The 24,387-nt window shown below is 61.2% G+C and carries 21 protein-coding genes and 2 tRNA genes; 17 read left to right on the top strand and 6 right to left on the bottom strand.

The window, feature by feature from the left end:
- Positions 1-15: 15 nt before the first annotated feature.
- Positions 16-420: an MFS transporter gene (locus tag M5B99_RS16195; protein WP_248804987.1), complete on the top strand. Its 405-nt coding sequence runs from the start codon at positions 16-18 to the stop codon at positions 418-420.
- 12 nt (positions 421-432) lie between these two features.
- Here M5B99_RS16195 and yhbY read toward each other — a convergent pair whose 3' ends face one another.
- Positions 433-741 carry a ribosome assembly RNA-binding protein YhbY gene (gene yhbY / locus M5B99_RS16190; protein ID WP_100939603.1) on the bottom strand — a complete coding sequence of 103 codons (309 nt, stop codon included), beginning with the start codon at positions 739-741 and terminating at the stop codon, positions 433-435.
- Between the two features lie 105 nt (positions 742-846).
- Here yhbY and rlmE point away from each other — a divergent pair, with 105 nt between their 5' ends.
- The 16 genes from rlmE to M5B99_RS16110 all read left to right on the top strand — a co-directional run bounded on the left by rlmE (position 847) and on the right by M5B99_RS16110 (position 16,857).
- On the top strand, positions 847-1,476 hold the full coding sequence (gene rlmE / locus M5B99_RS16185) for a 23S rRNA (uridine(2552)-2'-O)-methyltransferase RlmE (RefSeq protein WP_248804986.1): 630 nt from the start codon (positions 847-849) through the stop codon (positions 1,474-1,476).
- A gap of 203 nt (positions 1,477-1,679) precedes the next feature.
- Entirely contained in the window at positions 1,680-3,590 is a 1,911-nt protein-coding gene (gene ftsH / locus M5B99_RS16180) for an ATP-dependent zinc metalloprotease FtsH (protein ID WP_248804985.1), read from the top strand.
- Positions 3,591-3,598: 8 nt separating this feature from the next.
- Positions 3,599-4,450, top strand: coding sequence for a dihydropteroate synthase (folP, locus tag M5B99_RS16175; RefSeq protein ID WP_248804984.1), 852 nt, complete (start codon positions 3,599-3,601; stop codon positions 4,448-4,450).
- Between the two features lie 16 nt (positions 4,451-4,466).
- Positions 4,467-5,804 (top strand): phosphoglucosamine mutase, encoded by a 1,338-nt coding sequence (glmM, locus tag M5B99_RS16170; protein WP_248804983.1) that lies wholly within the window; start codon positions 4,467-4,469, stop codon positions 5,802-5,804.
- Positions 5,805-5,870: 66 nt separating this feature from the next.
- Complete coding sequence (tpiA, locus tag M5B99_RS16165) at positions 5,871-6,626, top strand: triose-phosphate isomerase (RefSeq protein WP_248804982.1); 756 nt, start codon at positions 5,871-5,873, stop codon at positions 6,624-6,626.
- Positions 6,627-6,630: 4 nt separating this feature from the next.
- The gene (gene secG / locus M5B99_RS16160) at positions 6,631-7,011 is read left to right on the top strand and encodes a preprotein translocase subunit SecG (RefSeq protein WP_248804981.1); all 381 of its coding nucleotides are present in this window, start codon (positions 6,631-6,633) and stop codon (positions 7,009-7,011) included.
- A gap of 29 nt (positions 7,012-7,040) precedes the next feature.
- Positions 7,041-7,126 (top strand) — tRNA-Leu (locus M5B99_RS16155).
- Positions 7,127-7,222: 96 nt separating this feature from the next.
- Positions 7,223-7,299 (top strand) — tRNA-Met (locus M5B99_RS16150).
- Positions 7,300-7,442: 143 nt separating this feature from the next.
- Complete coding sequence (gene rimP / locus M5B99_RS16145) at positions 7,443-7,901, top strand: ribosome maturation factor RimP (RefSeq protein ID WP_157815186.1); 459 nt, start codon at positions 7,443-7,445, stop codon at positions 7,899-7,901.
- Between the two features lie 47 nt (positions 7,902-7,948).
- Positions 7,949-9,430 carry a transcription termination factor NusA gene (gene nusA, locus M5B99_RS16140; protein ID WP_100939596.1) on the top strand — a complete coding sequence of 494 codons (1,482 nt, stop codon included), beginning with the start codon at positions 7,949-7,951 and terminating at the stop codon, positions 9,428-9,430.
- Between the two features lie 27 nt (positions 9,431-9,457).
- The gene (gene infB / locus M5B99_RS16135; RefSeq protein WP_248804980.1) at positions 9,458-11,983 is read left to right on the top strand and encodes a translation initiation factor IF-2; all 2,526 of its coding nucleotides are present in this window, start codon (positions 9,458-9,460) and stop codon (positions 11,981-11,983) included.
- Positions 11,984-12,141: 158 nt separating this feature from the next.
- The gene (rbfA, locus tag M5B99_RS16130) at positions 12,142-12,558 is read left to right on the top strand and encodes a 30S ribosome-binding factor RbfA (RefSeq protein ID WP_248804979.1); all 417 of its coding nucleotides are present in this window, start codon (positions 12,142-12,144) and stop codon (positions 12,556-12,558) included.
- A gap of 3 nt (positions 12,559-12,561) precedes the next feature.
- Complete coding sequence (gene truB / locus M5B99_RS16125; RefSeq protein WP_248804978.1) at positions 12,562-13,479, top strand: tRNA pseudouridine(55) synthase TruB; 918 nt, start codon at positions 12,562-12,564, stop codon at positions 13,477-13,479.
- 143 nt (positions 13,480-13,622) lie between these two features.
- A complete protein-coding gene (gene rpsO / locus M5B99_RS16120; RefSeq protein ID WP_002555121.1) occupies positions 13,623-13,892 on the top strand; it encodes a 30S ribosomal protein S15 in 270 nt (89 codons plus the stop codon).
- 211 nt (positions 13,893-14,103) lie between these two features.
- The gene (pnp, locus tag M5B99_RS16115; RefSeq protein ID WP_248804977.1) at positions 14,104-16,209 is read left to right on the top strand and encodes a polyribonucleotide nucleotidyltransferase; all 2,106 of its coding nucleotides are present in this window, start codon (positions 14,104-14,106) and stop codon (positions 16,207-16,209) included.
- A 294-nt stretch (positions 16,210-16,503) separates the two neighbouring features.
- Positions 16,504-16,857, top strand: coding sequence for a BON domain-containing protein (locus M5B99_RS16110; protein ID WP_248804976.1), 354 nt, complete (start codon positions 16,504-16,506; stop codon positions 16,855-16,857).
- A gap of 273 nt (positions 16,858-17,130) precedes the next feature.
- On the opposite strand, the gene M5B99_RS16105 is transcribed toward M5B99_RS16110, so the two are convergent.
- The 5 genes from M5B99_RS16105 to acs all read right to left on the bottom strand — a co-directional run bounded on the left by M5B99_RS16105 (position 17,131) and on the right by acs (position 24,387).
- A complete protein-coding gene (locus tag M5B99_RS16105) occupies positions 17,131-17,430 on the bottom strand; it encodes a DUF2845 domain-containing protein (protein WP_248804975.1) in 300 nt (99 codons plus the stop codon).
- Entirely contained in the window at positions 17,427-20,357 is a 2,931-nt protein-coding gene (locus M5B99_RS16100; protein WP_248804974.1) for a DUF748 domain-containing protein, read from the bottom strand. Before M5B99_RS16100 ends, M5B99_RS16105 begins: the two co-directional genes overlap by 4 nt.
- A gap of 108 nt (positions 20,358-20,465) precedes the next feature.
- Positions 20,466-21,482 (bottom strand): class I SAM-dependent rRNA methyltransferase, encoded by a 1,017-nt coding sequence (locus M5B99_RS16095; protein WP_248804973.1) that lies wholly within the window; start codon positions 21,480-21,482, stop codon positions 20,466-20,468.
- A gap of 46 nt (positions 21,483-21,528) precedes the next feature.
- Complete coding sequence (locus tag M5B99_RS16090; protein WP_248804972.1) at positions 21,529-22,401, bottom strand: oxygenase MpaB family protein; 873 nt, start codon at positions 22,399-22,401, stop codon at positions 21,529-21,531.
- Between the two features lie 48 nt (positions 22,402-22,449).
- Positions 22,450-24,387, bottom strand: coding sequence for an acetate--CoA ligase (gene acs / locus M5B99_RS16085; RefSeq protein ID WP_248804971.1), 1,938 nt, complete (start codon positions 24,385-24,387; stop codon positions 22,450-22,452).

Genomic DNA, 24,387 nt, shown 5'->3' with positions numbered 1-24,387 from the left:
CTGCGTGCGGGCGCCATGCTCTGGCAACTGACCCAGATGCTCTGGGTGGGCGGCCTGTGGCTGCTGCATATCGGGTTGTTGCCGGTATTGGCGCAAATAGGCCTGGCACCGCTGTTGATCGACGAGATCAATAGCCTGCTGGGCTCTTTATTGATAGGGTTTGCCACGGTGTGTGTGATCGTGCAGATCCTGGTGTTGCTCCAGGCCGAAGGTCGGGCAAGCCTCTGGCGCGATACACGCGGGCATTTGCTGTTGATGTCGTTGTATGCGTGCGGGATGTATTTCGCGGTGCGCGCCTGGATGCCGGAGGCATCGCGCTGGCAGTTGTTCAGTTACCTGGTGCTCGGCCTTTGCGGCCTGGTGCTGGTGCTGCAGCCGGTGCCCGGCGAGAGTGGCAGGGTACGCACCGCGTACCCTTGACCCGTTCCTACGTCACTTGAAGCGATGGACGTTGGACAGCTGCTTGTTGACGCTGAAGTTCTTGCGATACAGCAGCGCCATCTTGCCGATGACTTGCACCAGATCCGCCTTGCCGGCCTTGCACAGCTGCGCAATGGCCTCCAGGCGCGATTCGCGGTCGAGGATATTGAGCTTGATCTTGATCAGCTCATGATCGCCCAATGCGCGTTCAAGCTCGGCTAACACACCTTCGGTCAAGCCGTTGTCAGCCACAGTCAATACTGGTTTCAGATGGTGGCCAATGGATTTGTACTGTTTCTTCTGCTCTTGAGTGAGCGGCATAATCTGACCCCTGCGTCTGATCTTGTAAAAAGCGGCGGCCAGTTTACCCGAGCGCGTCCGGGACCGCCCAGTTAATCGCGATTCGACTATTTTTTGAGGTGGCCCGTGGCCCGTTCCAAGACTAGCCTTAACTGGCTGAAAGAACATTTCAACGATCCGTTCGTCAAAATGGCGCAAAAAGACGGCTATCGCTCCCGTGCCAGCTACAAATTGCTGGAGATCCAGGAGAAGGACCGGATCATCCGCCCGGGCATGACCGTGATCGACCTCGGCGCGGCGCCGGGTGGCTGGTCCCAGGTGACCAGTCGTCTGATTGGTGGCAAGGGCCGCCTGATCGCGTCCGACATCCTGGATATGGACAGCATCCCCGATGTGACCTTCATCAAGGGCGACTTCACCGAGGATGCCGTCCTGGCGGAAATCCTCGCGGCGGTGGGAAATTCCGAGGTGGACCTTGTGATTTCCGATATGGCCCCCAATATGAGTGGTACACCCGAAGTGGATATGCCACGTTCGATGTTCCTTTGCGAACTGGCACTCGATCTCGCCGGACGCGTCCTACGCCCCGGTGGTGATTTTTTGATCAAGGTTTTCCAGGGCGAAGGCTTCGACGAGTACCACCGGAACTTCCGCAAGCTGTTTGACAAGGTCCAGACGCGCAAGCCGGCGTCTTCCCGTGATCGGTCCCGCGAGCAGTATCTGCTGGGTCGTGGCTTCCGCGGACGGATCGAGTAAGACGAGGTTCTTGGCCGGGGCGATAGGTTTTTCATATTTCGCCCTGTGAGAATAAGCGCATATTGTGTAGTGATTGTTTCACAAAGGGTTACAGACGGCGCCTGCAGGATCTGTAGGTAATGTAGTAAGTTATGCCGGTGAATATCATGCGAAGCGCGCGCCAGTAGCGGATCCCGCTTCATGAGGGTAGTTAATTGAACGATATGGCAAAGAATCTGATCCTGTGGTTGATCATCGCGGCTGTCCTGGTGACGGTGATGAACAACTTCTCCAGCCCTAACGAGCCGCAGACCCTCAACTACTCCGACTTCATCCAGCAGGTCAAGGATGGCAAAGTCGAGCGCGTTGCCGTGGACGGCTACGTGATCACCGGCAAGCGCAACGATGGCGACAGCTTCAAGACCATCCGCCCGGCCATCCAGGACAACGGCCTGATCGGCGACCTGGTGGACAACCACGTCGTGGTCGAAGGCAAACAGCCTGAGCAGCAGAGCATCTGGACCCAGTTGCTGGTGGCCAGCTTCCCGATCCTGGTGATCATCGCGGTGTTCATGTTCTTCATGCGCCAGATGCAGGGCGGCGCGGGCGGCAAGGGCGGGCCGATGAGTTTCGGCAAGAGCAAGGCGCGCCTGCTTTCGGAAGACCAGGTGAAAACCACCCTGGCTGACGTCGCCGGTTGCGACGAAGCCAAGGAAGAAGTCGGCGAGCTGGTCGAGTTCCTGCGTGATCCGGGCAAGTTCCAGCGCCTGGGCGGGCGGATTCCTCGCGGTGTGCTGATGGTCGGTCCTCCGGGTACCGGTAAGACCTTGCTCGCCAAGGCCATTGCCGGCGAGGCCAAGGTGCCGTTCTTCACTATTTCCGGTTCCGATTTCGTCGAGATGTTCGTCGGTGTCGGTGCCAGCCGTGTCCGTGACATGTTCGAGCAGGCGAAGAAGCACGCGCCTTGCATCATCTTCATCGACGAAATCGATGCGGTCGGTCGTCACCGTGGTGCCGGCATGGGCGGCGGTCACGACGAGCGCGAACAGACCCTCAACCAGTTGCTGGTGGAGATGGACGGTTTCGAGATGAACGACGGCATCATCGTGATTGCCGCCACCAACCGTCCTGACGTGCTCGACCCGGCGCTGCTGCGTCCCGGTCGTTTCGACCGCCAGGTGGTGGTCGGCCTGCCGGATATCCGCGGTCGCGAACAGATTCTCAAAGTGCATATGCGCAAGGTGCCAATGGGCGAAGACGTCGCGCCAGGGGTGATTGCGCGGGGTACGCCGGGCTTCTCCGGCGCCGACCTGGCCAACCTGGTGAACGAGGCGTCCCTGTTCGCCGCGCGCGCCGGCAAACGCATCGTCGAGATGAAAGAGTTCGAATTGGCGAAAGACAAGATCATGATGGGCGCCGAGCGCAAATCCATGGTCATGTCCGAGAAGGAAAAACAGAACACCGCGTATCACGAGGCCGGTCACGCCATTGTCGGTCGCGTGGTGCCCGAGCACGATCCGGTCTACAAGGTCTCGATCATCCCGCGCGGTCGTGCGCTGGGGGTGACCATGTTCCTTCCGGAAGAAGATCGCTACAGCCTGTCCAAGCGTGCGCTGATCAGCCAGATCTGTTCGCTGTATGGCGGCCGTATCGCCGAAGAGATGACCCTGGGCTTCGACGGTGTCACCACCGGCGCTTCCAACGACATCATGCGTGCCAGCCAGATTGCCCGGAACATGGTTACCAAGTGGGGCCTGTCCGAGAAGCTGGGCCCGCTGATGTATGCCGAGGAAGACCAGGAAGTGTTCCTGGGTCGTGGCGGCGGCGGTCAGAACGCCAGCTTCTCTGGCGAAACGGCCAAGCTGATCGATTCGGAAGTGCGCAGCATCATTGATCAGTGCTATGGCACGGCCAAGCAGATCCTGACGGATAACCGCGACAAGCTCGACGCCATGGCGGACGCGCTGATGAAGTACGAAACCATCGATGCCGAGCAGATCGACGACATCATGGCGGGTCGCCCACCGCGCGAACCGCGCGACTGGGAGGGCGGTTCGGGGACTTCGGGGACTCCGCCGGTGATCCAGAACGAACGACCAGAAGCGCCGATCGGCGGCCCTGCGGCTGATCATTAAGGTTTGAAATGACTTCTGTTCAGTCCTCGACCCGGTTGCCTTGCGGCAACCGGGTTCTTGATTTGGCCCAGACGCATGTCATGGGCATTCTCAATGTCACTCCTGATTCCTTTTCCGATGGCGGTCGTTTCAATCAGCTCGAGGCGGCCCTGCGCCACGCGCAGGCCATGGTCGAGGCGGGCGCGACGCTGATCGATGTCGGTGGCGAGTCGACCCGTCCTGGTGCTCCGGTGGTGTCTCCTCTCGAGGAATTGGAGCGTGTCGCGCCGGTGGTCGAGCGTATCCATCGAGAGCTGGATGTGATTATCTCGGTCGATACGTCCACTCCACAGGTCATGCTGGAGAGTGCCAGGTTGGGCGCGGGCCTGATCAATGATGTGCGCTCGTTGCAGCGTGACGGTGCCTTGCAGGCCGCCGCTGCGACCGGCTTGCCGGTCTGCCTGATGCACATGCTCGGTGAACCGGGCAATATGCAGGACAACCCCCATTACGACGATGTCACGCGCGAGGTGGTGGACTTTCTCGCCGAGCGCATGGCGCTGTGTGCGGCAGCCGGTATTGCCGCCGAGCGCATTGTGCTTGACCCGGGGTTTGGCTTTGCCAAGACCCTGGCGCACAACCTGAGCCTGTTCAAGCATATGGAAACATTGCACGCCCTGGGGCGGCCGCTGTTGGTCGGTGTCTCGCGCAAGAGCATGATAGGGCTGGCTCTGGGGCGCCCAGTGGGTGAGCGCCTTTACGGCGGCCTCGCCCTGGCGGCGCTGGCGATGAGTAAAGGGGCGCGGATTCTTCGCGTGCATGATGTCGCCGAAACGGTCGACGTGGTACGCATGATTGCTGCTGTTGAAGCTGCGCAATAAGAACGATGGAGCACTGATGAAAAAAAAATACTTCGGCACCGACGGTATTCGCGGGCGCGTAGGGCAATTCCCGATCACCCCTGAGTTCATGCTCAAGCTCGGCTGGGCCGCTGGCATGGCATTCCGCAAGCTGGGTGCATGCCGGGTGCTGGTCGGCAAGGACACGCGGATCTCCGGCTACATGTTCGAGTCCGCCCTGGAAGCCGGTCTTTCCGCCGCCGGCGCCGATGTGCTGCTGCTGGGGCCGATGCCGACGCCGGCCATTGCCTACCTGACCCGGACCTTTCATGCCGAGGCGGGGATCGTGATCAGTGCTTCGCACAATCCCCATGACGACAACGGCATCAAGTTCTTCTCCGGCGCGGGCACCAAGCTGCCGGATGAAGTCGAGTTGATGATCGAAGAGCTGCTCGATGCGCCGATGACCGTGGTCGAGTCGGAAAAGCTCGGCAAGGTCTCGCGGATCAATGACGCAGCCGGTCGCTATATCGAATTCTGCAAGAGCAGCGTGCCGACGGGAACCGATCTCGCGGGCCTGAAGATTGTTATCGACTGTGCCCACGGTGCTACCTACAAGGTCGCGCCGAGTGTGTTCCGCGAGCTGGGCGCGCAGGTCGTCGCCTTGTCGGCGGCGCCCAACGGGCTGAACATCAACGACAACTGCGGTTCGACGCATATGAAACCGCTGCAGGCGGCCGTGCTCGCCGAGCAGGCGGACCTGGGTATCGCGTTCGACGGCGACGGCGATCGGGTGCTGATGGTCGATCACACCGGTGCCGTGGTCGATGGTGACGAGCTGGTGTTCATCATTGCCCGGGACATGGCCGAGCGCGGCAAGCTCAATGGTGGCGTGGTCGGTACCCTGATGAGCAACCTGGGCCTCGAGCTGGCCTTCAAGGAATTGGATATTCCGTTCGTGCGCGCCAATGTCGGCGACCGCTATGTGATTGCCGAGCTGCTGGAGCGCAACTGGCTGGTGGGTGGTGAAAACTCCGGGCACATTCTCTGCCTGAACCACACCACCACTGGCGATGCGATCATCGCGGCCCTGCAAACCCTGATGGCCCTGCGTCGCCGTGGCGAAAGTCTGGCCCAGGCGCGCCAGGCGTTGCGCAAGTGCCCACAGGTGTTGGTCAATGTGCGCTTCGCCGGTGGTGTCGACCCGGTCAAGCACCCGAAGGTGGTGCAGGCCTGCGATCAGGTGACCCAGGCCATGAATGGTCGCGGCCGCGTGCTGTTGCGCAAGTCCGGTACCGAGCCGCTGGTGCGGGTAATGGTCGAAGGCGAAGACGAAGTGGTGGTCCGTGGCCACGCCGATGCACTGGCAAAACTGGTGACTGAAGTTTGCGCCTGATTTCGGCTTGCCAGCCAGGATGCGGTTGGGTAACATCTGCGCCCACTTTGACCTGCGAGGTACAGCATGCGTCGCCCAATGGTAGCTGGTAACTGGAAGATGCACGGTACCCGCGCCAGCGTCGTCGAGCTGATCAAGGGCCTGCGTAACCTGGCCTTGCCGAGCGGTGTGGACGTGGCGGTATTCCCGCCTTGCCTGCATATCAGCCAAGTGGTTGAAGGCTTGAAAGGCAAATCGATTTTGGTCGGTGCGCAGAACTCGGCGGTGGAATCCATGCAGGGTGCCCTGACCGGTGAGACTGCACCGAGCCAGTTGCTCGATGCAGGATGTTCCCTGGTGTTGGTTGGGCATTCCGAGCGTCGCCTGATCATGGGCGAGTCGGATCGCACCCTCAATCGCAAGTTTGCGGCAGCGCAGGCCTGTGGTTTGATTCCGGTGCTCTGTGTAGGGGAGACCCTGGAGCAGCGTGAGGCCGGCAAGACGCTGGAAGTGGTTTCGCGTCAGCTGGGCAGTATTATCGAGGAGCTGGGTGTCGGCGCTTTTGCCAAGGCTGTCATCGCTTACGAACCGGTCTGGGCCATTGGCACCGGGCTGACAGCTTCGCCGCAACAAGCGCAGGATGTGCACGCCGCCATTCGCGCGCAGTTGGCGGCAGAGAATTCTGAGGTCGCACAAGGTGTGCGGCTTCTATACGGCGGCAGCGTGAAGGCGGCCAATGCGGTCGAACTGTTCGGCATGCCGGATATCGATGGGGGGCTCATTGGTGGGGCTTCCCTGAATGCAGATGAGTTCGGTGCGATCTGTCGCGCCGCGGGAAACTGAAAAAATGCTGGAAACAGTCGTAGTCGTTCTTCATCTGTTGGGTGCGCTGGGCGTTGTCGCTCTGGTATTGCTGCAACAGGGTAAAGGTGCGGACGCTGGTGCGTCTTTCGGGGCAGGTGCTTCAAATACTGTGTTCGGAAGCCAAGGTTCCTCTACCTTTCTTAGTAAGTTTACTGCTATACTTGCCGCAGGTTTCTTCATAACCAGCTTGGGGTTAGGTTACTTTGCTAAAGAGAAAGCTCATGAGCTGACTCAAGCAGGTTTGCCAAAACCGGCAGTGTTGGAAGTGCCAAAGCAGAAACCGGCATCTGATGATGTACCGGTGCTCCAGGAGCAGAAGTCGGCCTCACCGACTGATGTACCCAAGGCTCCAGAGCAGAAGTAAAATGGGTTTCATGCTGTAAACGTTGTATTGCCGAGGTGGTGGAATTGGTAGACACGCAACCTTGAGGTGGTTGTGCCCATAGGGTGTAGGGGTTCGAGTCCCCTTCTCGGTACCAATTATCAGGAGAGCCCGCTGTTGCGGGCTTTCTTGTAGGTGGAAGGTTACATTGACCCTGCAAGGGATCGGTCGTATACTTCCGCCCCAGCTTTGTCGCGGGGTGGAGCAGTCTGGTAGCTCGTCGGGCTCATAACCCGAAGGTCGTCGGTTCAAATCCGGCCCCCGCAACCAGTTTTAGCGGAGCCCCTTTTCAGGGGCTTTTTGTTGGCTGGGTACTTCATGACGCCGCTGTTCGACGGCGTTTCAGGGATGGGCGATTCGCCCATTTTTTGTTTATTTCAATTGCATGCACAGAGATGCACGAGGGGGTTCAGGTGTCGAGCAAGCTAGAACAGTTGCAGGCCTTGTTGGCCCCGGTGGTCGTGGCCCTTGGCTATGAATGCTGGGGTATTGAGTATTCGGCTCAAGGTCGCCATTCCGTGTTGCGCGTTTATATCGATAAAGAAGGCGGTGTGCTGGTGGACGACTGTGCCATCGTCAGCCGCCAGATCAGTGGTGTGCTGGACGTCGAAGACCCCATCACCAGTGAATACACCCTTGAGGTTTCCTCTCCTGGCATGGAACGCCCGCTGTTCACCCTTGAACAGTTTGCCTCGCATGCCGGCGAACAAGTGAAGATAAAGTTGCGCTCGCCTTTCGAAGGTCGACGTAATTTTCAGGGCCTTCTGCGCGGAGTGGAAGAGCAGGACATCGTGGTGCAGGTGGAAGACCATGAGTTTCTGTTGCCGATCGATTTGATCGACAAGGCCAACATTATTCCCAGTTTTGACTGAGACGCGGATCCCGCGGATCCAATGGCTTGCGAAAGGCGAGGCGTACGATGAGCAAAGAAGTATTGCTGGTTGTTGAGTCGGTATCCAACGAAAAGGGTGTACCGGCAAGCGTGATTTTTGAGGCGCTGGAGATTGCTCTGGCGACCGCTACCAAGAAGCGCTTTGAAGACGAAGTTGACCTGCGTGTGGAAATCAACCGCCACACCGGTGCCTATGAGACTTTCCGTCGCTGGACAGTCGTCGAGGAAGCCGATCTTGATGATCCGGCGATCGAGACCTGGCCGAGCAAGGTCGCAGAGACCCACCCGGGTGCCAAGGTCGGCGACGTCGTCGAGGACAAGATCGAGTCCATCGAATTCGGTCGTATCGCCGCTCAGACCGCCAAGCAAGTCATTGTGCAGAAGGTTCGCGAAGCCGAGCGCGCACAGGTTGTCGACGCCTATCGCGAGCGCCTGGGGGAAATCATCTCCGGCACCGTGAAGAAAGTCACCCGCGACAACGTCATCGTTGACCTGGGTAACAATGCCGAAGCGCTGCTGGCCCGCGAAGACATCATTTCCCGCGAGACTTTCCGCGTCGGTGTGCGCGTGCGCGCCCTGCTCAAGGAAATCCGCACCGAGAACCGCGGCCCTCAGCTGATCCTGTCGCGTACCGCGCCGGAAATGCTGATCGAGCTGTTCCGCATCGAAGTGCCGGAAATCGCCGAAGGCCTGATCGAAGTGATGGCCGCCTCCCGTGACCCGGGTTCGCGTGCCAAGATCGCGGTCCGCTCCAAGGACAAACGCATCGACCCGCAAGGCGCGTGCATTGGTATGCGCGGTTCGCGCGTCCAGGCCGTCTCCGGCGAGTTGGGTGGCGAGCGCGTGGACATCGTCCTGTGGGACGACAACCCGGCGCAGTTCGTGATCAACGCCATGTCGCCGGCGGAAGTCGCGGCAATTATCGTTGACGAGGATGCCCATGCAATGGACATCGCCGTCGGCGCAGACAATCTGGCTCAGGCCATCGGTCGCGGTGGTCAGAACGTGCGTCTGGCCAGCCAGTTGACCGGCTGGACCCTGAACGTGATGACCGAATCGGACATCCAGGCTAAGCAGCAAGCAGAGACCGGTGACATTCTGCGCAACTTCATCGACGAGCTGGAAGTCGACGAAGATCTGGCGCAGGTACTGGTTGATGAAGGCTTTACCAGCCTGGAAGAGATTGCCTACGTACCGTTGGAGGAAATGCTCAACATCGATGGCTTTGACGAAGACACCGTCAACGAGCTTCGCGCTCGGGCCAAGGATCGTTTGTTGACTAAAGCCATCGCTACTGAGGAAAAGCTGGCAGACGCCCATCCGGCCGAAGACCTGCTCTCGCTTGAGGGTATGGACAAGGATTTGGCGATGGAACTGGCGGTGCGCGGCGTAATTACCCGCGAAGACCTGGCCGAGCAGTCTATTGACGACCTGCTCGACATCGACGGCATCGACGACGATCGTGCCGGCAAGTTGATCATGGCCGCCCGAGCCCATTGGTTCGAGTAATTAGGCGCGGCCTGAGGAGAGAAGTGCATGACGCAAGTCACGGTGAAACAACTGGCCGATGAGGTCAAAACACCGGTAGAGCGCCTGTTGCAGCAGATGCGTGAGGCAGGTCTGCCGCACACCGCCGCCGAGGAACATGTGACCGACAGTGAGAAGCAATCGCTGCTGACTCACCTGAAAAGCAGCCACAAGGCGAAAGTGGAAGAGCCGCGCAAGATTACCTTGCAGCGCAAGACCACCAGCACCCTGCGTGTTGCCGGTAGCAAAAGCATCAGCGTTGAAGTACGCAAGAAGAAAGTCTTCGTACAACGCAGCCCGGAAGAAATCGAAGCCGAGCGCAAGCGTGAGCTGGAAGAACGTCGTGCCGTAGAGAATGCGGCCCGTCAAAAGGCTGAAGAAGAAGCCAAGCGTCGCGCCGAAGAAGAAGCGCGCCGCCAGCCTGCTGCTGCTCCGGGGAACGCTGCGGTGGTCGACGCGGTTGCCCAGGCACCTGTTGTCGCTGCCGAGCCTGTTCGCGAAGCCGTGGCGGCCGCTCCTGCGCCGGCCGTCGAGCGCAAGCGCGAAGAGCCGCGTCGTCCAGACAAGCCGCGTGCCGACGATAGCAATCGTCGTAGCGGCGGAGCTGATGGCGAGCGCAAGAACGCTCCGCATCGTGCTTCGGTCAAGGAAAAGGCTCCGGCGCCACGTGTGGCTCCGCGCACTACCGACGAAGAAAGCGACGGTTTCCGTCGTGGCGGTCGCGGCAAGGCCAAGCTGAAGAAACGCAACGCTCACGGTTTCCAGAGCCCTACCGGCCCTATCGTGCGTGAAGTGAAGATCGGCGAGACCATCACTGTTGGCGATCTCGCCCAGCAGATGTCGGTCAAGGCTGCCGAAATCATCAAGTTCATGTTCAAACTGGGTACCCCAGCCACCATCAACCAGGTACTGGACCAGGAAACTGCCCAACTGGTTGCTGAAGAACTGGGCCACAAAGTGACCCTGGTCAGCGACACCGCCCTGGAAGATTCCCTGGCCGAGTCCCTGAAGTTCGAAGGTGAAGCGTTCTCCCGTGCACCGGTTGTGACCGTCATGGGCCACGTCGACCACGGTAAGACCTCGCTGCTCGACTACATCCGTCGTGCCAAGGTTGCTGCCGGCGAAGCCGGTGGTATCACCCAGCACATCGGCGCGTACCACGTTGAAACCGATCGCGGCATGGTCACGTTCCTCGACACCCCGGGTCACGCCGCGTTTACCGCGATGCGTGCCCGTGGTGCCAAGGCCACTGACATCGTGATCCTGGTGGTTGCAGCGGACGACGGCGTGATGCCGCAGACCATTGAAGCGGTCCAGCACGCCAAGGCTGCCGGTGTTCCGCTGGTGGTCGCGGTGAACAAGATCGACAAGCCGGGCGCCGATCTCGATCGCATCCGTAGCGAGCTGTCGGTTCATGGCGTGACCTCGGAAGAGTGGGGCGGCGACACCCCGTTCGTCTCGGTTTCGGCGAAAGTCGGTACTGGCGTGGACGAGTTGCTCGAAGCGGTTCTGCTGCAAGCCGAAGTCCTGGAACTGAAAGCGACTCCATCGGCTCCTGGCCGTGGCGTCGTGGTTGAATCGCGTCTCGACAAGGGGCGTGGCCCGGTGGCAACCGTTCTGGTCCAGGACGGCACCCTGCGCCAAGGCGATATGGTCCTGGTCGGTTCGAACTATGGCCGTGTACGGGCCATGCTCGACGAGAACGGCAAGTCGATCAAGGAAGCCGGTCCTTCCATCCCTGTCGAGATCCTCGGCCTGGACGGTACCCCGGACGCTGGCGATGAGATGAGCGTGGTGGCCGACGAGAAGAAAGCCCGTGAAGTGGCTCTGTTCCGTCAAGGCAAGTTCCGCGAAGTCAAACTGGCTCGCGCCCATGCTGGCAAGCTGGAAAACATCTTCGAGAACATGGGCCAGGAAGAGAAGAAGACGCTTAACATCGTCCTCAAATCCGACGTCCGCGGTTCCTTGGAAGCGTTGAACGGCGCCTTGAACGGCCTGGGTAACGACGAAGTGCAAGTGCGTGTTGTCGGTGGCGGTGTCGGTGGTATTACCGAGTCCGATGCCAACCTGGCACTGGCCTCCAACGCTGTACTGTTCGGCTTCAACGTGCGTGCCGATGCTGGCGCACGGAAGATCGTCGAGCAGGAAGGCCTGGATATGCGTTACTACAACGTGATCTACGACATCATCGAAGACGTCAAGAAAGCGCTCACCGGTATGCTTGGCAGCGATGTTCGCGAGAACATCCTGGGTACCGCTGAAGTGCGTGACGTGTTCCGCTCGCCGAAGTTTGGCGCGATCGCCGGTTGCATGGTGATCGAAGGTGTTGTTCACCGTAACCGTCCAATCCGTGTACTGCGTGAAGACATCGTTATCTTCGAAGGCGAGCTGGAATCCCTGCGCCGCTTCAAGGATGACGCTTCCGAAGTGCGTGCCGGCATGGAATGCGGTATCGGCGTGAAGAGCTACAACGACGTCAAGGTCGGTGACAAGATCGAAGTCTTCGAGAAGGTCCAGGTTGCTCGCAGCCTCTGACTCGCGCACTTCAAGGGCCACGCCGAGCCGCCGCATGCCAATGCGCGGCACTGCGTCAGGACTCTAAACGCAACGCCCGGTCCGGCTTCTGCCAGGCCGGGCGTTTGCCGCTTTCAGACCCGCGGGTTTCACCGCAGGGCAGCTACAGGTAACAAGACATGGCAAAAGAATACAGCCGTACCCAACGTATCGGCGACCAGATGCAGCGTGAGCTCGCGCAACTGATCCGTCGTGAAGTCAAAGACCCGCGCGTCGGCCTGGTGACCATTACTGCCGTCGACGTCAGCCGTGACGTCGGCCACGCGAAGATCTTCATCACCGTGATGGGCCAGGACAACCCGGAAGACATCGCCCAGAGCATCAAGGTGCTCAATGCGGCGGCGGGCTTCCTGCGTATGCAACTGGCTCGCGAGATGAAGCTGCGCAGCGTGCCGCAGTTGCACTTCCACTATGACGAAAGCGTCGTGCGTGGCGCACACCTGTCGGCGTTGATCGAGCGTGCCGTGGCCGAAGACAATCAGCATGTCGACGGTGCGGCGCCAGCAGACAACGCTCCAGAAGACGGCCGGGAGTAATCGGTGGCTCAGGTCAAGCGTATCCGTCGTAATGTCAGTGGCATCATTCTGCTGGACAAGCCGTTGGGGTTCACCTCCAACGCCGCCTTGCAGAAGGTCCGCTGGTTGCTCAACGCCGAGAAGGCCGGCCATACCGGCAGCCTCGATCCGTTGGCCACCGGGGTGCTGCCGCTGTGCTTCGGCGAGGCCACCAAGTTCTCGCAATACCTGCTCGATTCCGACAAGGGTTACGAAACCCTCGCGCAATTGGGCAAGACCACTACCACCGCGGACGCCGAAGGCGATGTTTTGCAGACGCGCCCGGTGACCGTTGGTCGTGCCGATATCGAAGCGGTGTTGCCGGAATTTCGCGGTCAAATCAGTCAGATACCGCCGATGTACTCGGCGCTCAAACGTGACGGACAGCCGTTGTACAAGCTGGCCCGTGCCGGTGAAGTAGTGGAGCGCGAACCGCGTTCTGTTACTATTACGCGCTTGGAATTGCTCGCCTGCGAAGGTGATACTGCGCGGCTGGCGGTGGACTGCAGCAAGGGCACCTATATTCGGACCCTGGTGGAGGATATCGGTGAGAAGCTCGGGTGTGGCGCGTACGTGGCTGAATTGCGACGGACCCAGGCCGGCCCCTTCACCCTGGCCCAGACCGTCACGCTGGAAGAGCTCGAGGCGGTGCATGCCGAGGGCGGCAACGAGGCGGTTGATCGCTTCCTCATGCCTTCGGACAGCGGTCTGTTAGACTGGCCGCTGCTGCACTTTTCCGAGCACAGTGCGTTCTACTGGCTCAACGGCCAGCCGGTACGTGCGCCGGATGCGCCGAAGTTCGGCATGGTGCGGGTACAAGATCATAACGGTCGCTTTATCGGTATCGGTGAAGTGAGCGAAGACGGGCGTATCGCGCCGCGTCGACTGATTCGGTCAGAATGACCGGAAACCAGTCTGTGTCAAAGCAGGCTGGAGAGGGTGGCTGTCAACAGGCACGGTCACTACTCATTTATAGATACAGGGATTTGTCCCTGGCCTGTTGAAACTGTTTTTCTGAAACAGTTTCTTGATAAAAGGATTGCCTCATGGCTCTCAGCGTTGAAGAAAAAGCTCAAATCGTTACCGACTACCAGCAAGCCGTTGGTGATACTGGTTCGCCAGAAGTGCAAGTTGCACTGCTGACCGCCAACATCAACAAACTGCAAGGTCACTTCAAGGCCAACGGTAAAGACCACCACTCCCGTCGTGGTCTGATCCGCATGGTTAACCAGCGCCGTAAGCTGCTGGACTACCTGAAAGGCAAGGACGTGAGCCGTTACAGCGCTCTGATCGGTCGCCTGGGTCTGCGTCGCTAATCAGCGATTGCGCTATGAGGTTGGTTGTTTGCTGTGCGTCAGCGGGTTTCCCGTCGGCGCATGGCAAGCTCCCAGCCTCTAGTTTTATCTGAGTACCTGTTTTACTCCGAGACAGCATCTGGACAATGACAGTCGGGCCGATTCCCGGCGTTGCCCAAGAATTTCGCAAGAAGACAAGTTCCCCAAGAGCCACAAAAGAAGGTAGGACACCGTGAACCCGGTTATCAAAAAATTCCAGTTCGGTCAGTCGACCGTCACCCTCGAGACAGGCCGTATCGCCCGTCAGGCTTCCGGCGCAGTATTGGTCACCGTTGACGACGACGTCAGCGTATTGGTGACCGTGGTCGGTGCCAAGCAAGCGGACCCGAGCAAAGGCTTCTTCCCGCTGTCCGTGCACTACCAGGAAAAAACCTACGCTGCCGGCAAGATCCCTGGTGGCTTCTTCAAGCGTGAAGGCCGTCCTTCCGAAAAAGAAACCCTGACTTCGCGCCTGATCGACCGTCCGATCCGCCCGCTGTTCCCTGAAGGTTTCATGAACGAAGTGCAGGTTGTCTGCACCGTCGTCTCCACCAGCAAGAAGACCGATCCGGACATCGCTGCGATGATCGGTACCTCGGCAGCCCTGGCCATCTCCGGTATTCCTTTCGATGGCCCGATCGGCGCCGCGCGCGTGGCTTTCCACGAAAGCACCGGCTATCTGCTGAACCCGACTTACGAGCAACAGAAAGCCTCGAGCCTGGACATGGTCGTTGCCGGTACCTCGGAAGCGGTACTGATGGTTGAATCGGAAGCCAAAGAGCTGACCGAAGACCAGATGCTGGGCGCAGTACTGTTCGCCCACGACGAATTCCAGGTCGTCATCCAGGCCGTGAAAGAGCTGGCCGCCGAAGCTGCCAAGCCAACCTGGTCCTGGACTGCCGCGCCTGAAGCCACCGCGCTGCTGGGCGCGATCCGTGCCGAGTTCGGCGACGCGATCTCCCAGGCTTACACCATCACCGTCAAGGCCGACCGTTACGCGCGTCTGGGCGAGCTGAAAGACCAGGTGGTTGCCAAGCTGTCCGGTGAAGAAGGCCAGCCTTCTTCCAGCGAAGTGAAAGCCGCTTTCGGCGAAATCGAATACCGCACCGTTCGCGAAAACATCGTCAACGGCAAGCCACGTATCGACGGCCGCGACACCAAGACCGTACGTCCGCTGAACATCGAAGTCGGTGTGCTGCCCAAGACCCACGGTTCGGCCCTGTTCACCCGTGGCGAAACCCAGGCCCTGGTTGTGGCAACCCTGGGTACTGCCCGTGACGCCCAACTGCTGGACACCCTGGAAGGCGAGAAAAAAGACCCCTTCATGCTGCACTACAACTTCCCGCCGTTCTCGGTCGGCGAATGTGGTCGCATGGGCGGTGCCGGTCGTCGTGAAATCGGTCACGGTCGTCTGGCCCGTCGTTCGGTCCAGGCCATGCTGCCGGATGCCGCTGAATTCCCGTACACCATCCGTGTGGTTTCGGAAATCACCGAATCCAACGGTTCGAGCTCCATGGCTTCGGTCTGCGGCGCTTCCCTGGCCCTGATGGACGCCGGTGTACCGATGAAGGCACCGGTTGCCGGTATCGCCATGGGTCTGGTCAAGGAAGGCGAGAAATTCGCCATCCTGACCGACATCCTGGGTGACGAAGACCACCTCGGCGACATGGACTTCAAGGTAGCCGGTACCGCCAAAGGCGTGACCGCGCTGCAGATGGACATCAAGATCAAGGGCATTACCGAAGAGATCATGGAGATCGCCCTGGGCCAAGCCCTGGAAGCGCGCCTGAACATCCTCGGTCAGATGAACCAGATCATTGGTCAGTCCCGCACCGAACTGTCGGAAAATGCTCCGACCATGATCGCGATGAAAATCGACACCGATAAAATCCGCGATGTCATCGGTAAAGGCGGCGCGACCATTCGTGCGATCTGTGAAGAGACCAAGGCTTCGATCGACATCGAAGACGACGGCTCGATCAAGATCTTCGGCGAAACCAAGGAAGCGGCTGAAGCGGCTCGTCAGCGCGTCCTGGGCATCACCGCGGAAGCTGAAATCGGCAAGATCTACGTCGGTAAGGTTGAGCGCATCGTCGACTTCGGCGCATTCGTCAACATCCTGCCGGGCAAGGACGGTCTGGTGCACATCTCCATGCTGAGCGACGCTCGGGTAGAGAAAGTCACCGACATCCTGAAAGAAGGCCAGGAAGTGGAAGTGCTGGTACTGGACGTGGACAACCGCGGCCGTATCAAGCTGTCCATCAAGGACGTTGCAGCAGCCAAGGCCTCGGGCGTTTAATCGCGCTCGGACTTCACGCTGAGAAAAAGCACCCCCCCGGGGTGCTTTTTTTATGCGCATTGGAAAAGCCCCATGTTCCCGCGGCGTGCTCGTCGCGCAAACCCGCAACTTGCACGCAGTTTGGCGACCGGTCATGCAATCTGCACGATTACGATTTTTGCGTTAAATCTTAACTTATTGATTTGTATGGTTTTATTATGTTTTCGTGGGTTGGCACAGCGCCTGCAACCTTACAGATAACCCTGCCGCCAGGACTACGGCGCAGACTTTTCCAGAAGAACAGGAGTTACTTGTATGAAGAAGTTCGCTATCGCTGCCGCCACTGCCACCGCGCTGACCCTGACCTTGGCCAATGCTGCATTCGCCGCTCAACCGACTTCTCAAGCTCCGATGGTTGTCGCGGCCGGTGAAGTCACCAAGGCCAAGGAAGAGACTTCCGACACCTGGATCACCACCAAGGTCAAGGCCGACCTGATCACCGAAAAAGGCATCCCGGGTACCGACATCAAGGTTGAAACCAACAAAGGCGTGGTTTCCCTGTCATCCATGACCCCAGTGACCTCCGCGCAGAAGGACATGGCAGTGGCCATCACCAAGAAAATCAAAGGTGTCAAAGACGTTTCGGCCGCCGGCCTGAAAACCGAGTAATACGCATGGATTTCACCTGAACGCGCCTTAGGGGGAAGCAAGTGGTGTTGCAATACGCTTGCTGAGCCTTGACGTTCAGGTGACGGGTCACAGGGAGTGACCAACCGCGGGCTCCGACGTTATGCGTCGGGGCCCGTTTTATTGTGGCGGACGAAATCGACGCTTTGCACGGCCCCCTGTAGGAGCTGGCTTGCCAGCGATGAGGCCCTGGAGCCTTGCGTCGCTCTAACGGGTGCCATCGCCGGCAAGCCAGCTCCCGCAGGGGGCGTGGGGTCAGTTGCCGCGCTTGCTGTCGATGCGCTCCAGGCGCCCGCCGACAAAACGCAGGTATTGGACCATGCCGCCGCTTTGCGGATAGACCCACTCTTCAATCTGCACCTCGGTGCGTCGGTCGAAGCTGCGTTGGTAGCCCACCAGGTCCTGGGAGCGCGGCTCACCGCATTTGTCGAGCACCTCCGACTTGCGGTCGCCCACGCTGATCAACCGGCTGCCACAACGCAAGGTGTCGGCCTGGGCCTGGCCGGCGAGCACCGCCAGTGCCAGGCCGAACATCAGCGGGCTGACCCGGTTCATTCGCTATCCAGATGCAGCGGCGTCACCACGCGACCGTCTTTTTGCGCCTCGCCGAGGTTGGCGTCGATGAAGTACACGCGGTCATCGGCCAACTGCCCCTTGTCCACCAGGAAGTCCTTGATGCTGCTGGCGCGGTCCTGACCCAGTTTGCGCAGCAGCGGCTCATTACCGCTCCAGGCGCTGATCACCCCGGCCTTCAGTTTGGCGGTACGTTCGGCGTTACCCAGCTTGGCCCACTCGGCAGGCGGTTGCTGCTTGAGCAGGGTGCGGTAGATGCCTTCGAGCATCGGTGCTTTCTCGCCTTCCGGCACCTGGATCATCGAGGCCTGGGCCGGCACCTTGTCGCCACGGCGCTGGAGCATCTTGTAGTAGGTGGCCTGGTATTCCTGTTCCAGGCGCTGCTGGGCGATCAATGCGCCGTCGCTGTTCTGGGCTGCGGTGCCTTCGATCTCAAGGCGCAGGTTGGGGCGTTCCTTCAAGGCCGCGGCGAGCTTGGTCAGGGACGACTGGGCGTCACCGCTCAGCTCGCTGGAGCCAGGTGCGAAGGACACATTGCTCAGGTCCTGGGAGTCGCCGCCGGAGATCAGCCCGCCAATGAACTTGAAGGGCGCGGTGGCGGCGCGCACGATCAGATTGCGCAGGGTCTGCCAGATGATCGGCATCACGCTGAACTGCGGGTTGTTGAGGTCGCCGCTCACCGGCAGCTCGATGGAGATCTTGCCGTCGGAGTCCTTGAGCAGGGCAATCGCCAGCTTGATCGGCAGGTCCACGGCATCCGGGCTGTCGACTTTCTCACCCAGTTGCAGTTGTTCGACCACCAGCTTGTTTTCGGCTTTCAGCTGGCCCTTGGTGATCAGGTAGTGCACGTCGAGGTTGAGCCGGCCCTTGCGGATGCGGTAGCCGGCGAACTTGCCGGAGTAGGGGGTCAGCGTGGTCAGTTCAACGCGCTTGAAGCTGGTAGCGATATCCAGGCTGGCCATCGGGTCGAACGGGTTGAGCGCGCCCTTGATGGTCACCGGTGCATAGCGGTCGACCTTGCCTTTGACATCGACGTCCGCCGGTTTCGGCTGGCGGCTGTCGATGGTACCGATCTGGCCGTTGAGCTGCTGGACCGCCGTGGCGAAGTGCGGGGTCAGGCTGAAGTCGGCAAAGTTGGCCGAGCCGTCATTGATTGCAATGCCGCCGACATGGATGCCCAGCGGTTTGCTGTTCGATGCGGCAGCGGGTGCCTTGGCTTTTTCCGCCGACTTGCTCGCCGGCGGTTGCGGGATCAGCAGGTCATCGATGTTGGTGGTGCGGTCATCGTTGATCATGAAACGGGCATAGGGTTGCAGCAGGTTGACCTTGTCGATCGAGAGGCTGTCACCGTGCTGATAGTTGAGGCCATCGATTGTCAGCTTCTGCCACTTCACGAAGTCGCGGCTCTTGAGGGTGTCGAGGGTGTGCAACTGGTCGACCTGGGCCTTGCCGGTGACGCTGAAGGCCAACGGGTCGACGCTCTTGAGGTTGACCGCCAGGTCGCTGCCGAGCATGCCGCTGCGCACTTCCAGGCGAATGAACGGTTCGACATAGGCCTGGGCGACCCGCAGGTCGATGTCCTGGGTATTGACCTTGAGCTTGGCGCTGACCGGGTTCAGGTTGACTTCGCCGCTGGCGAGAATCTTGCCCTGCTTGCCCAGCCCGGTGTCGAGCTTGAGGGTGAAGGGCGACTGGTTGAGGCTGTCGAAATTCTCCAGGTCCAGGTTCAGCGGACCGAGTTCCAGGGCCACCTGGGTTTTCGGCACGCGGTCGGCCAGGTGTACGCGGTAGTCGCGCAGTTGCACGTCCTTGAGCAGGACCTGCCAGGGCTTGCTCGGCGCCGGCACCGGCGCTGCAGCCTTGGCGTCGGAGGCGGCCGGGGCTTCCTTGGGCGCCGGTTTGGCCGGTTGCGCGGCAAAGAGTTTCTGCCAGTCGAGTTGCCCGTCCTGCTCACGGGCGGCCCAGGTTTCAAGCTTGTTGCTGCGGATCTTGCCGACCGTCACCTGTTGCTTGGCCAGGTCGACGCTGGTTTCGCTGAGGTCCAGGCGCTCCAGGCGCACCAGCGGGCGCCCATCCGGCGCTTTCACGGCAAAGGGGGCGACGCTGACGGCGGCGTTGCTCAGCAGCAGCTCGGTGCCTTTGGCGAGGCTGAACTTGTAGTCGGTGCTGAGGTTGACGACGCCGTGCTCCAGCACCAGCGGCAGGGCATCGCGCACATAAGGCCACCAGCCTTTCATATGGCTGTCGGTGATCTTGAGCGTGCCCTCGGAAGCGACCGGCACCAGGCTGAAGTTGCCTTTCCAGTCGATCCGTCCGCTATCGCCGCCGATGGCCACCAGGGTCATGTCGGCGTTGTCTTCCGGCAGGGTACTGAGGTTCTTCAGCGCCAGGTCCATCGGGGTGTAGGTGAATTCGATCGGCTCGCTGGGGCGCAGGTCCTGGAAATGCAGGCGTCCGCCGGCCACTTCGATCAGGTCGATGCGTACGGGGAACGGCTTGCCGTTGGGATCGGCCGGGGTCGGTTCGCTGGGCGGCAGCTTGAACAGCTGGGCGAGGTTCAGAGTGCCGTCCTTGCTGAACGTCACCTCGGTGTTGGGTTTGTCCAGCTGGATATCGGTCAGGTGCAGGGCGTGGGTCCAGAGACTGTCGATCTGCAGATTGACATAGAGGCGTTCGAAGGCGACCTGTTCCTTGCCCGGTTCACCGATATTCAGCCCCCACAGGGTCAGCTCGAGACTGAAGGGATTGAACTCCAGGCGCTGCAGGCTGGCGGGTACCGTGGCGTAGTGCGCCAACTGCTGGTTGGCGATGCGCAGGCCGACGCCGGGGATGATCAGGAACCCGAGCACGGTGTACAGCGCGAGGCCGGTCAACAAGGCGCCGAGGGCGCATTTCAATCCTTTGGGCATGTGAGGCGTCGTCTCTCTCAATCGCAGATGCCTTGGAGTATGGCATGCGTTTGCGGTTCCGAAGCAAGCCCTTGCCGCGACGGAATAATGGGTGTTTGCGAGTCATTCCTACAACTGCAGAACCAGGGTCTTGAGTGGCGGTTGCAGGTCGCGGGAGGGGAAGTCGGCAGCGGGGGCCAGTACCTGCCATTCGCGGACCGGGCGCCCGGCTTTTTCCGCGCAGCGCAGGACCTGTTCGCGCCAGTCTTCCAGGCTGACTTTCGCCAGGTTGTTGCAGCAGATCAGCACGCCGTCGTCGGCGGTCGCCAGCAAGGCCGGCTTGAGCAGGCTCTGGTAGTCGCGCAGCAGGTCGACGGTACCGAAGGCGCTCTTGGCCCAGGCCGGCGGGTCGAGCAGCACCAGGTCGTACTGGCGCTGTTCCAGGCGCTGGTAGCTGGGCAGCTTCTGCCCGCGGCGCTGGCTGATGGGCAGGCCGGCGAGCTGGCGGATGGCGGGGAAGTAGTCGGACTGGATGAAGTCCATCGGCGACAGGTGCGGGTTGAGCTGGCCGTTCTCCCGGCCGACCGCCAGGTTGCCTTCGGCGAAGTCCAGGTTGCAGACCTCCCGGGCCCCGCCGGCCGCGGCGCTGAGGCCGACGCCGCAGGTATAGGCGAAGAGGTTCAGCACACTCTTGCCGGCGCTGTGCTGGCGGACCCAGGCGCGGGCGTTGCGCAGGTCGAGGAACAGCAGTGGGTCCTGGCCGGCGTGACGGCCACGGACGCGGTAGTTCAGACCGCCTTCATGGCCGACCAGGTCGGCGAGGGCGGCCTCGTCGGCGCGATAGACCGGGTCTTCGCGATCGATCCGTGAGTTGCCCCGGGAGCGGTCGTTGTAGACCAGCAGGGTGTCCAGGGCCAGGTACTGGTTGATCGCCGCGTGCAGGGCGAGCAGGTCTTCGCGCTCCAGGGTCTGGTGGAAGGTCTGCACCATCAGCTGTGGGCCGTAGCGGTCGATGGTCAGGCCGCCGGCGCCTTCCTGGCTGCCGTGGAACAGGCGATAGCAGTCGGTGCCCTGGCTGTGCAGCTCGGCGAGCAGGTCCTGGCGATGATCGAGGGCGGCGCGCAGCGCCTGGTTCAAGGAAGACATGCACGGCGCCTTGGGGGTCGGATTTGGCGCGCAAGTTTACCAGCCTTCAGGGAATCAGGCCCATGCGGCGTTTGGCGCGTTGGGCGGAGCCGTTGCGCATGGCCCAGCGCAACAATGGCGCGCTGCGTTTGACGCCGGCGCGGATGACCTGGCGTTGCAGCGGGTTTTGCGATTGGCCGAGCATCTCGCCGGCCCAGTCCGGCAGCAGGTCGATGCCGGCCTGCATCATCAGGTTGCCGAATGGCTGGGCCAGGCGACTCGGCGCGGGGGCGGCGAGCAGCAGGCGCAACACCTCGCGGCTGCGGGCATCGCAGAGCAGTTGCGGGCGCATGCGTTGCAGGTATTCGGCGATGGCCTGGCGTGAGCGGGGGACATCCCGCGCGCCGAGGCGTTCGGCGATCAGGGCGATTTCATCGTAATAACGGTCCTGGTCCGCAGCGGACAAATGCGGATTGCGGTAGCGCAGATGGGCCTTGAGAAAGCTGCTGACCTCGGCCACATGCACCCAGGTCAGCAACTCCGGATCGCTGGCGGCATAGGGCCGGCCATCCGGCGCGGTGCCGACCACCTGCAGGTGGATGGTGCGCACCTTGTCGATCAGCCACTCGGCGTCCTGGCGTGAGCCGAAGGTGGTCCCGGCAATGAACTGGCTGGTGCGGCGCAAGCGCCCGAGCATGTCCTGGCGAAAGTTCGAATGGTCCCAGACCCCGGCCAGCGCCAGTGGGTGCAGGGCTTGCAGCATCAACGCGCTGATGCCGCCGATCAGCATGCTGCTGAAGTCACCATGGACCTGCCAGCACACCGAGTCCGGGCCGAAGAGGCCGGGGTCGCCCTTGGGGTTTTCCAGGTCGAGCATGCCCAGGGACAGGCCGGTCAGGCTCATGATCTGGGTTTCGATGCGGCTGCGAAGAAATTCCATAGTGGGGCTCGGTCGATCAGGCGGCGAACAGTGTTCGCCGCCCGGGGGTCAGGGATTCAGGCGCTGTTCGATCAGGCTGTCGACCACGCCGGGGTCGGCCAGGGTCGAGGTATCGCCCAGGTTGTCCAGTTCGTTGCTGGCAATCTTGCGCAGGATACGCCGCATGATCTTGCCCGAACGGGTTTTCGGCAAGGCCGGGGCCCACTGGATCAGGTCCGGCTTGGCAAAGCTGCCGATCTCCTTGCCGACCAGGGCCAGCAGTGCCTTCTTGAGTGAATCATCCGCTTCCACCCCCTTCATCGGCGTGACAAAGGCATACAGGCCCTGACCCTTGAGGTCATGGGGATAACCGACCACCGCGGCTTCGGCGATGCTGTCATGCAGCACCAGGGCGCTTTCCACTTCGGCGGTGCCGATGCGGTGCCCGGAGACATTGATCACGTCATCGATGCGGCCGGTGATCCAGTAGTCGCCGTCCTCGTCGCGGCGGGCGCCGTCGCCCGTGAAGTAGTAGCCGGGGTAGGGCTTGAAATAGGTTTCGAGCATGCGCTGCGGGTCGCCGTAGACACTGCGGATCTGCCCCGGCCAGCTACTTTTCAGGGCGAACACGCCGCTGCCGGCACCGCTGATTTCCTGACCCTGGTCATCCAGCAGGACCGGCAGCACGCCGAACATCGGCTGGGTCGCACAGCCGGGTTTGATCCGGCTGTTGGCGATCAGCGGGGTGAGCATGATGCCGCCGGTCTCGGTCTGCCACCAGGTGTCGACGATGGGGCAGCGCTGCTCGCCGACGGCGTTGAAATACCATTCCCAGGCTTCCGGGTTGATCGGCTCGCCGACACTGCCGAGCAGGCGCAGGCTGGCCCGCGAGGTGTTTTCCAAGGGGCGCGGGCCTTCGCGCATCAAGGCGCGCAGGGCGGTGGGCGCGGTGTAGAAGATATTCACCTGGTGCTTGTCGATGACCTGCCAGAAGCGCGAGGCATCCGGATAGTTCGGCACGCCTTCGTAGATCAGGCTGGTCGCGCCGTTGGCCAGCGGGCCATAGACGATATAGCTGTGGCCGGTGACCCAGCCGACATCGGCGGTGCACCAGAAGACTTCGCCGGGGCGATAGTCGAACACGTACTGGAAGGTCATGGCGACCTGCAACAGATAGCCGCCGGTGCTGTGCAGCACGCCCTTGGGTTTGCCGGTGCTGCCGGAGGTGTAGAGGATGAACAGCGGGTCTTCGGCGTCCATCGGTTCGGCCGGGCAGTCGGTGCTGATGCCATGCAGGGCTTCGTGGTACCAGAGGTCGCGACCCGCGACCCAGTTCACCTCGGCCTGGGTGCGCTCCACCACCAGCACGGTGCTGACATCCGGACAACTGAGCAGCGCCTGGTCGACATTCTGCTTGAGGGGCACGTATTTGCCGCCGCGCACGCCCTCGTCGGCGGTGATCACCGTGCGGCAGTCAGCGTCGAGGATGCGGTCGCGCAGGGCGTCGGGGGAGAAGCCGCCGAAGACCACCGAGTGGATGGCGCCAAGGCGCGCACAGGCGAGCATGGCGTAGGTGGCTTCGGGAATCATCGGCATGTAGATGCACACCCGGTCACCTTTCTTCACGCCGCGGGCCTTGAGCGCATTGGCCAGGCGGCAGACGTTATGGTGCAGTTTGCGGTAGGTGATCTGCGCCGACTCATGGGGATTGTCGCCTTCCCAGATCAGGGCGATCTGCTCGCCACGGGTGGCGAGATGGCGGTCGATGCAGTTGTGACTGACATTCAGTTGTGCGCCGGCGAACCAACTCGCCTGGCCGGTATGCAGGTCCCAGTGCTGGACGCTGTCCCAGGGTCTGGACCAGTCGAGAAAGCGTTTGGCCTGCTCGGCCCAGAAGGTGTCGGGTTGGTCGATGGACTGGCGGTAGAGGCGCTGGTAGTCGTCCTGGCTCAACTGCGCGGCCTGGCGCACGGCGTCGGCCAGGGGATAGGTACGAAGATCGAACAT

This window comes from Pseudomonas sp. MWU13-2100 (assembly GCF_023242365.1).
GTDB lineage: Bacteria > Pseudomonadota > Gammaproteobacteria > Pseudomonadales > Pseudomonadaceae > Aquipseudomonas.
The sequence above is the reverse complement of the archived record's forward strand: the minus strand, read 5'-3'. Positions and strand labels throughout refer to the sequence as shown.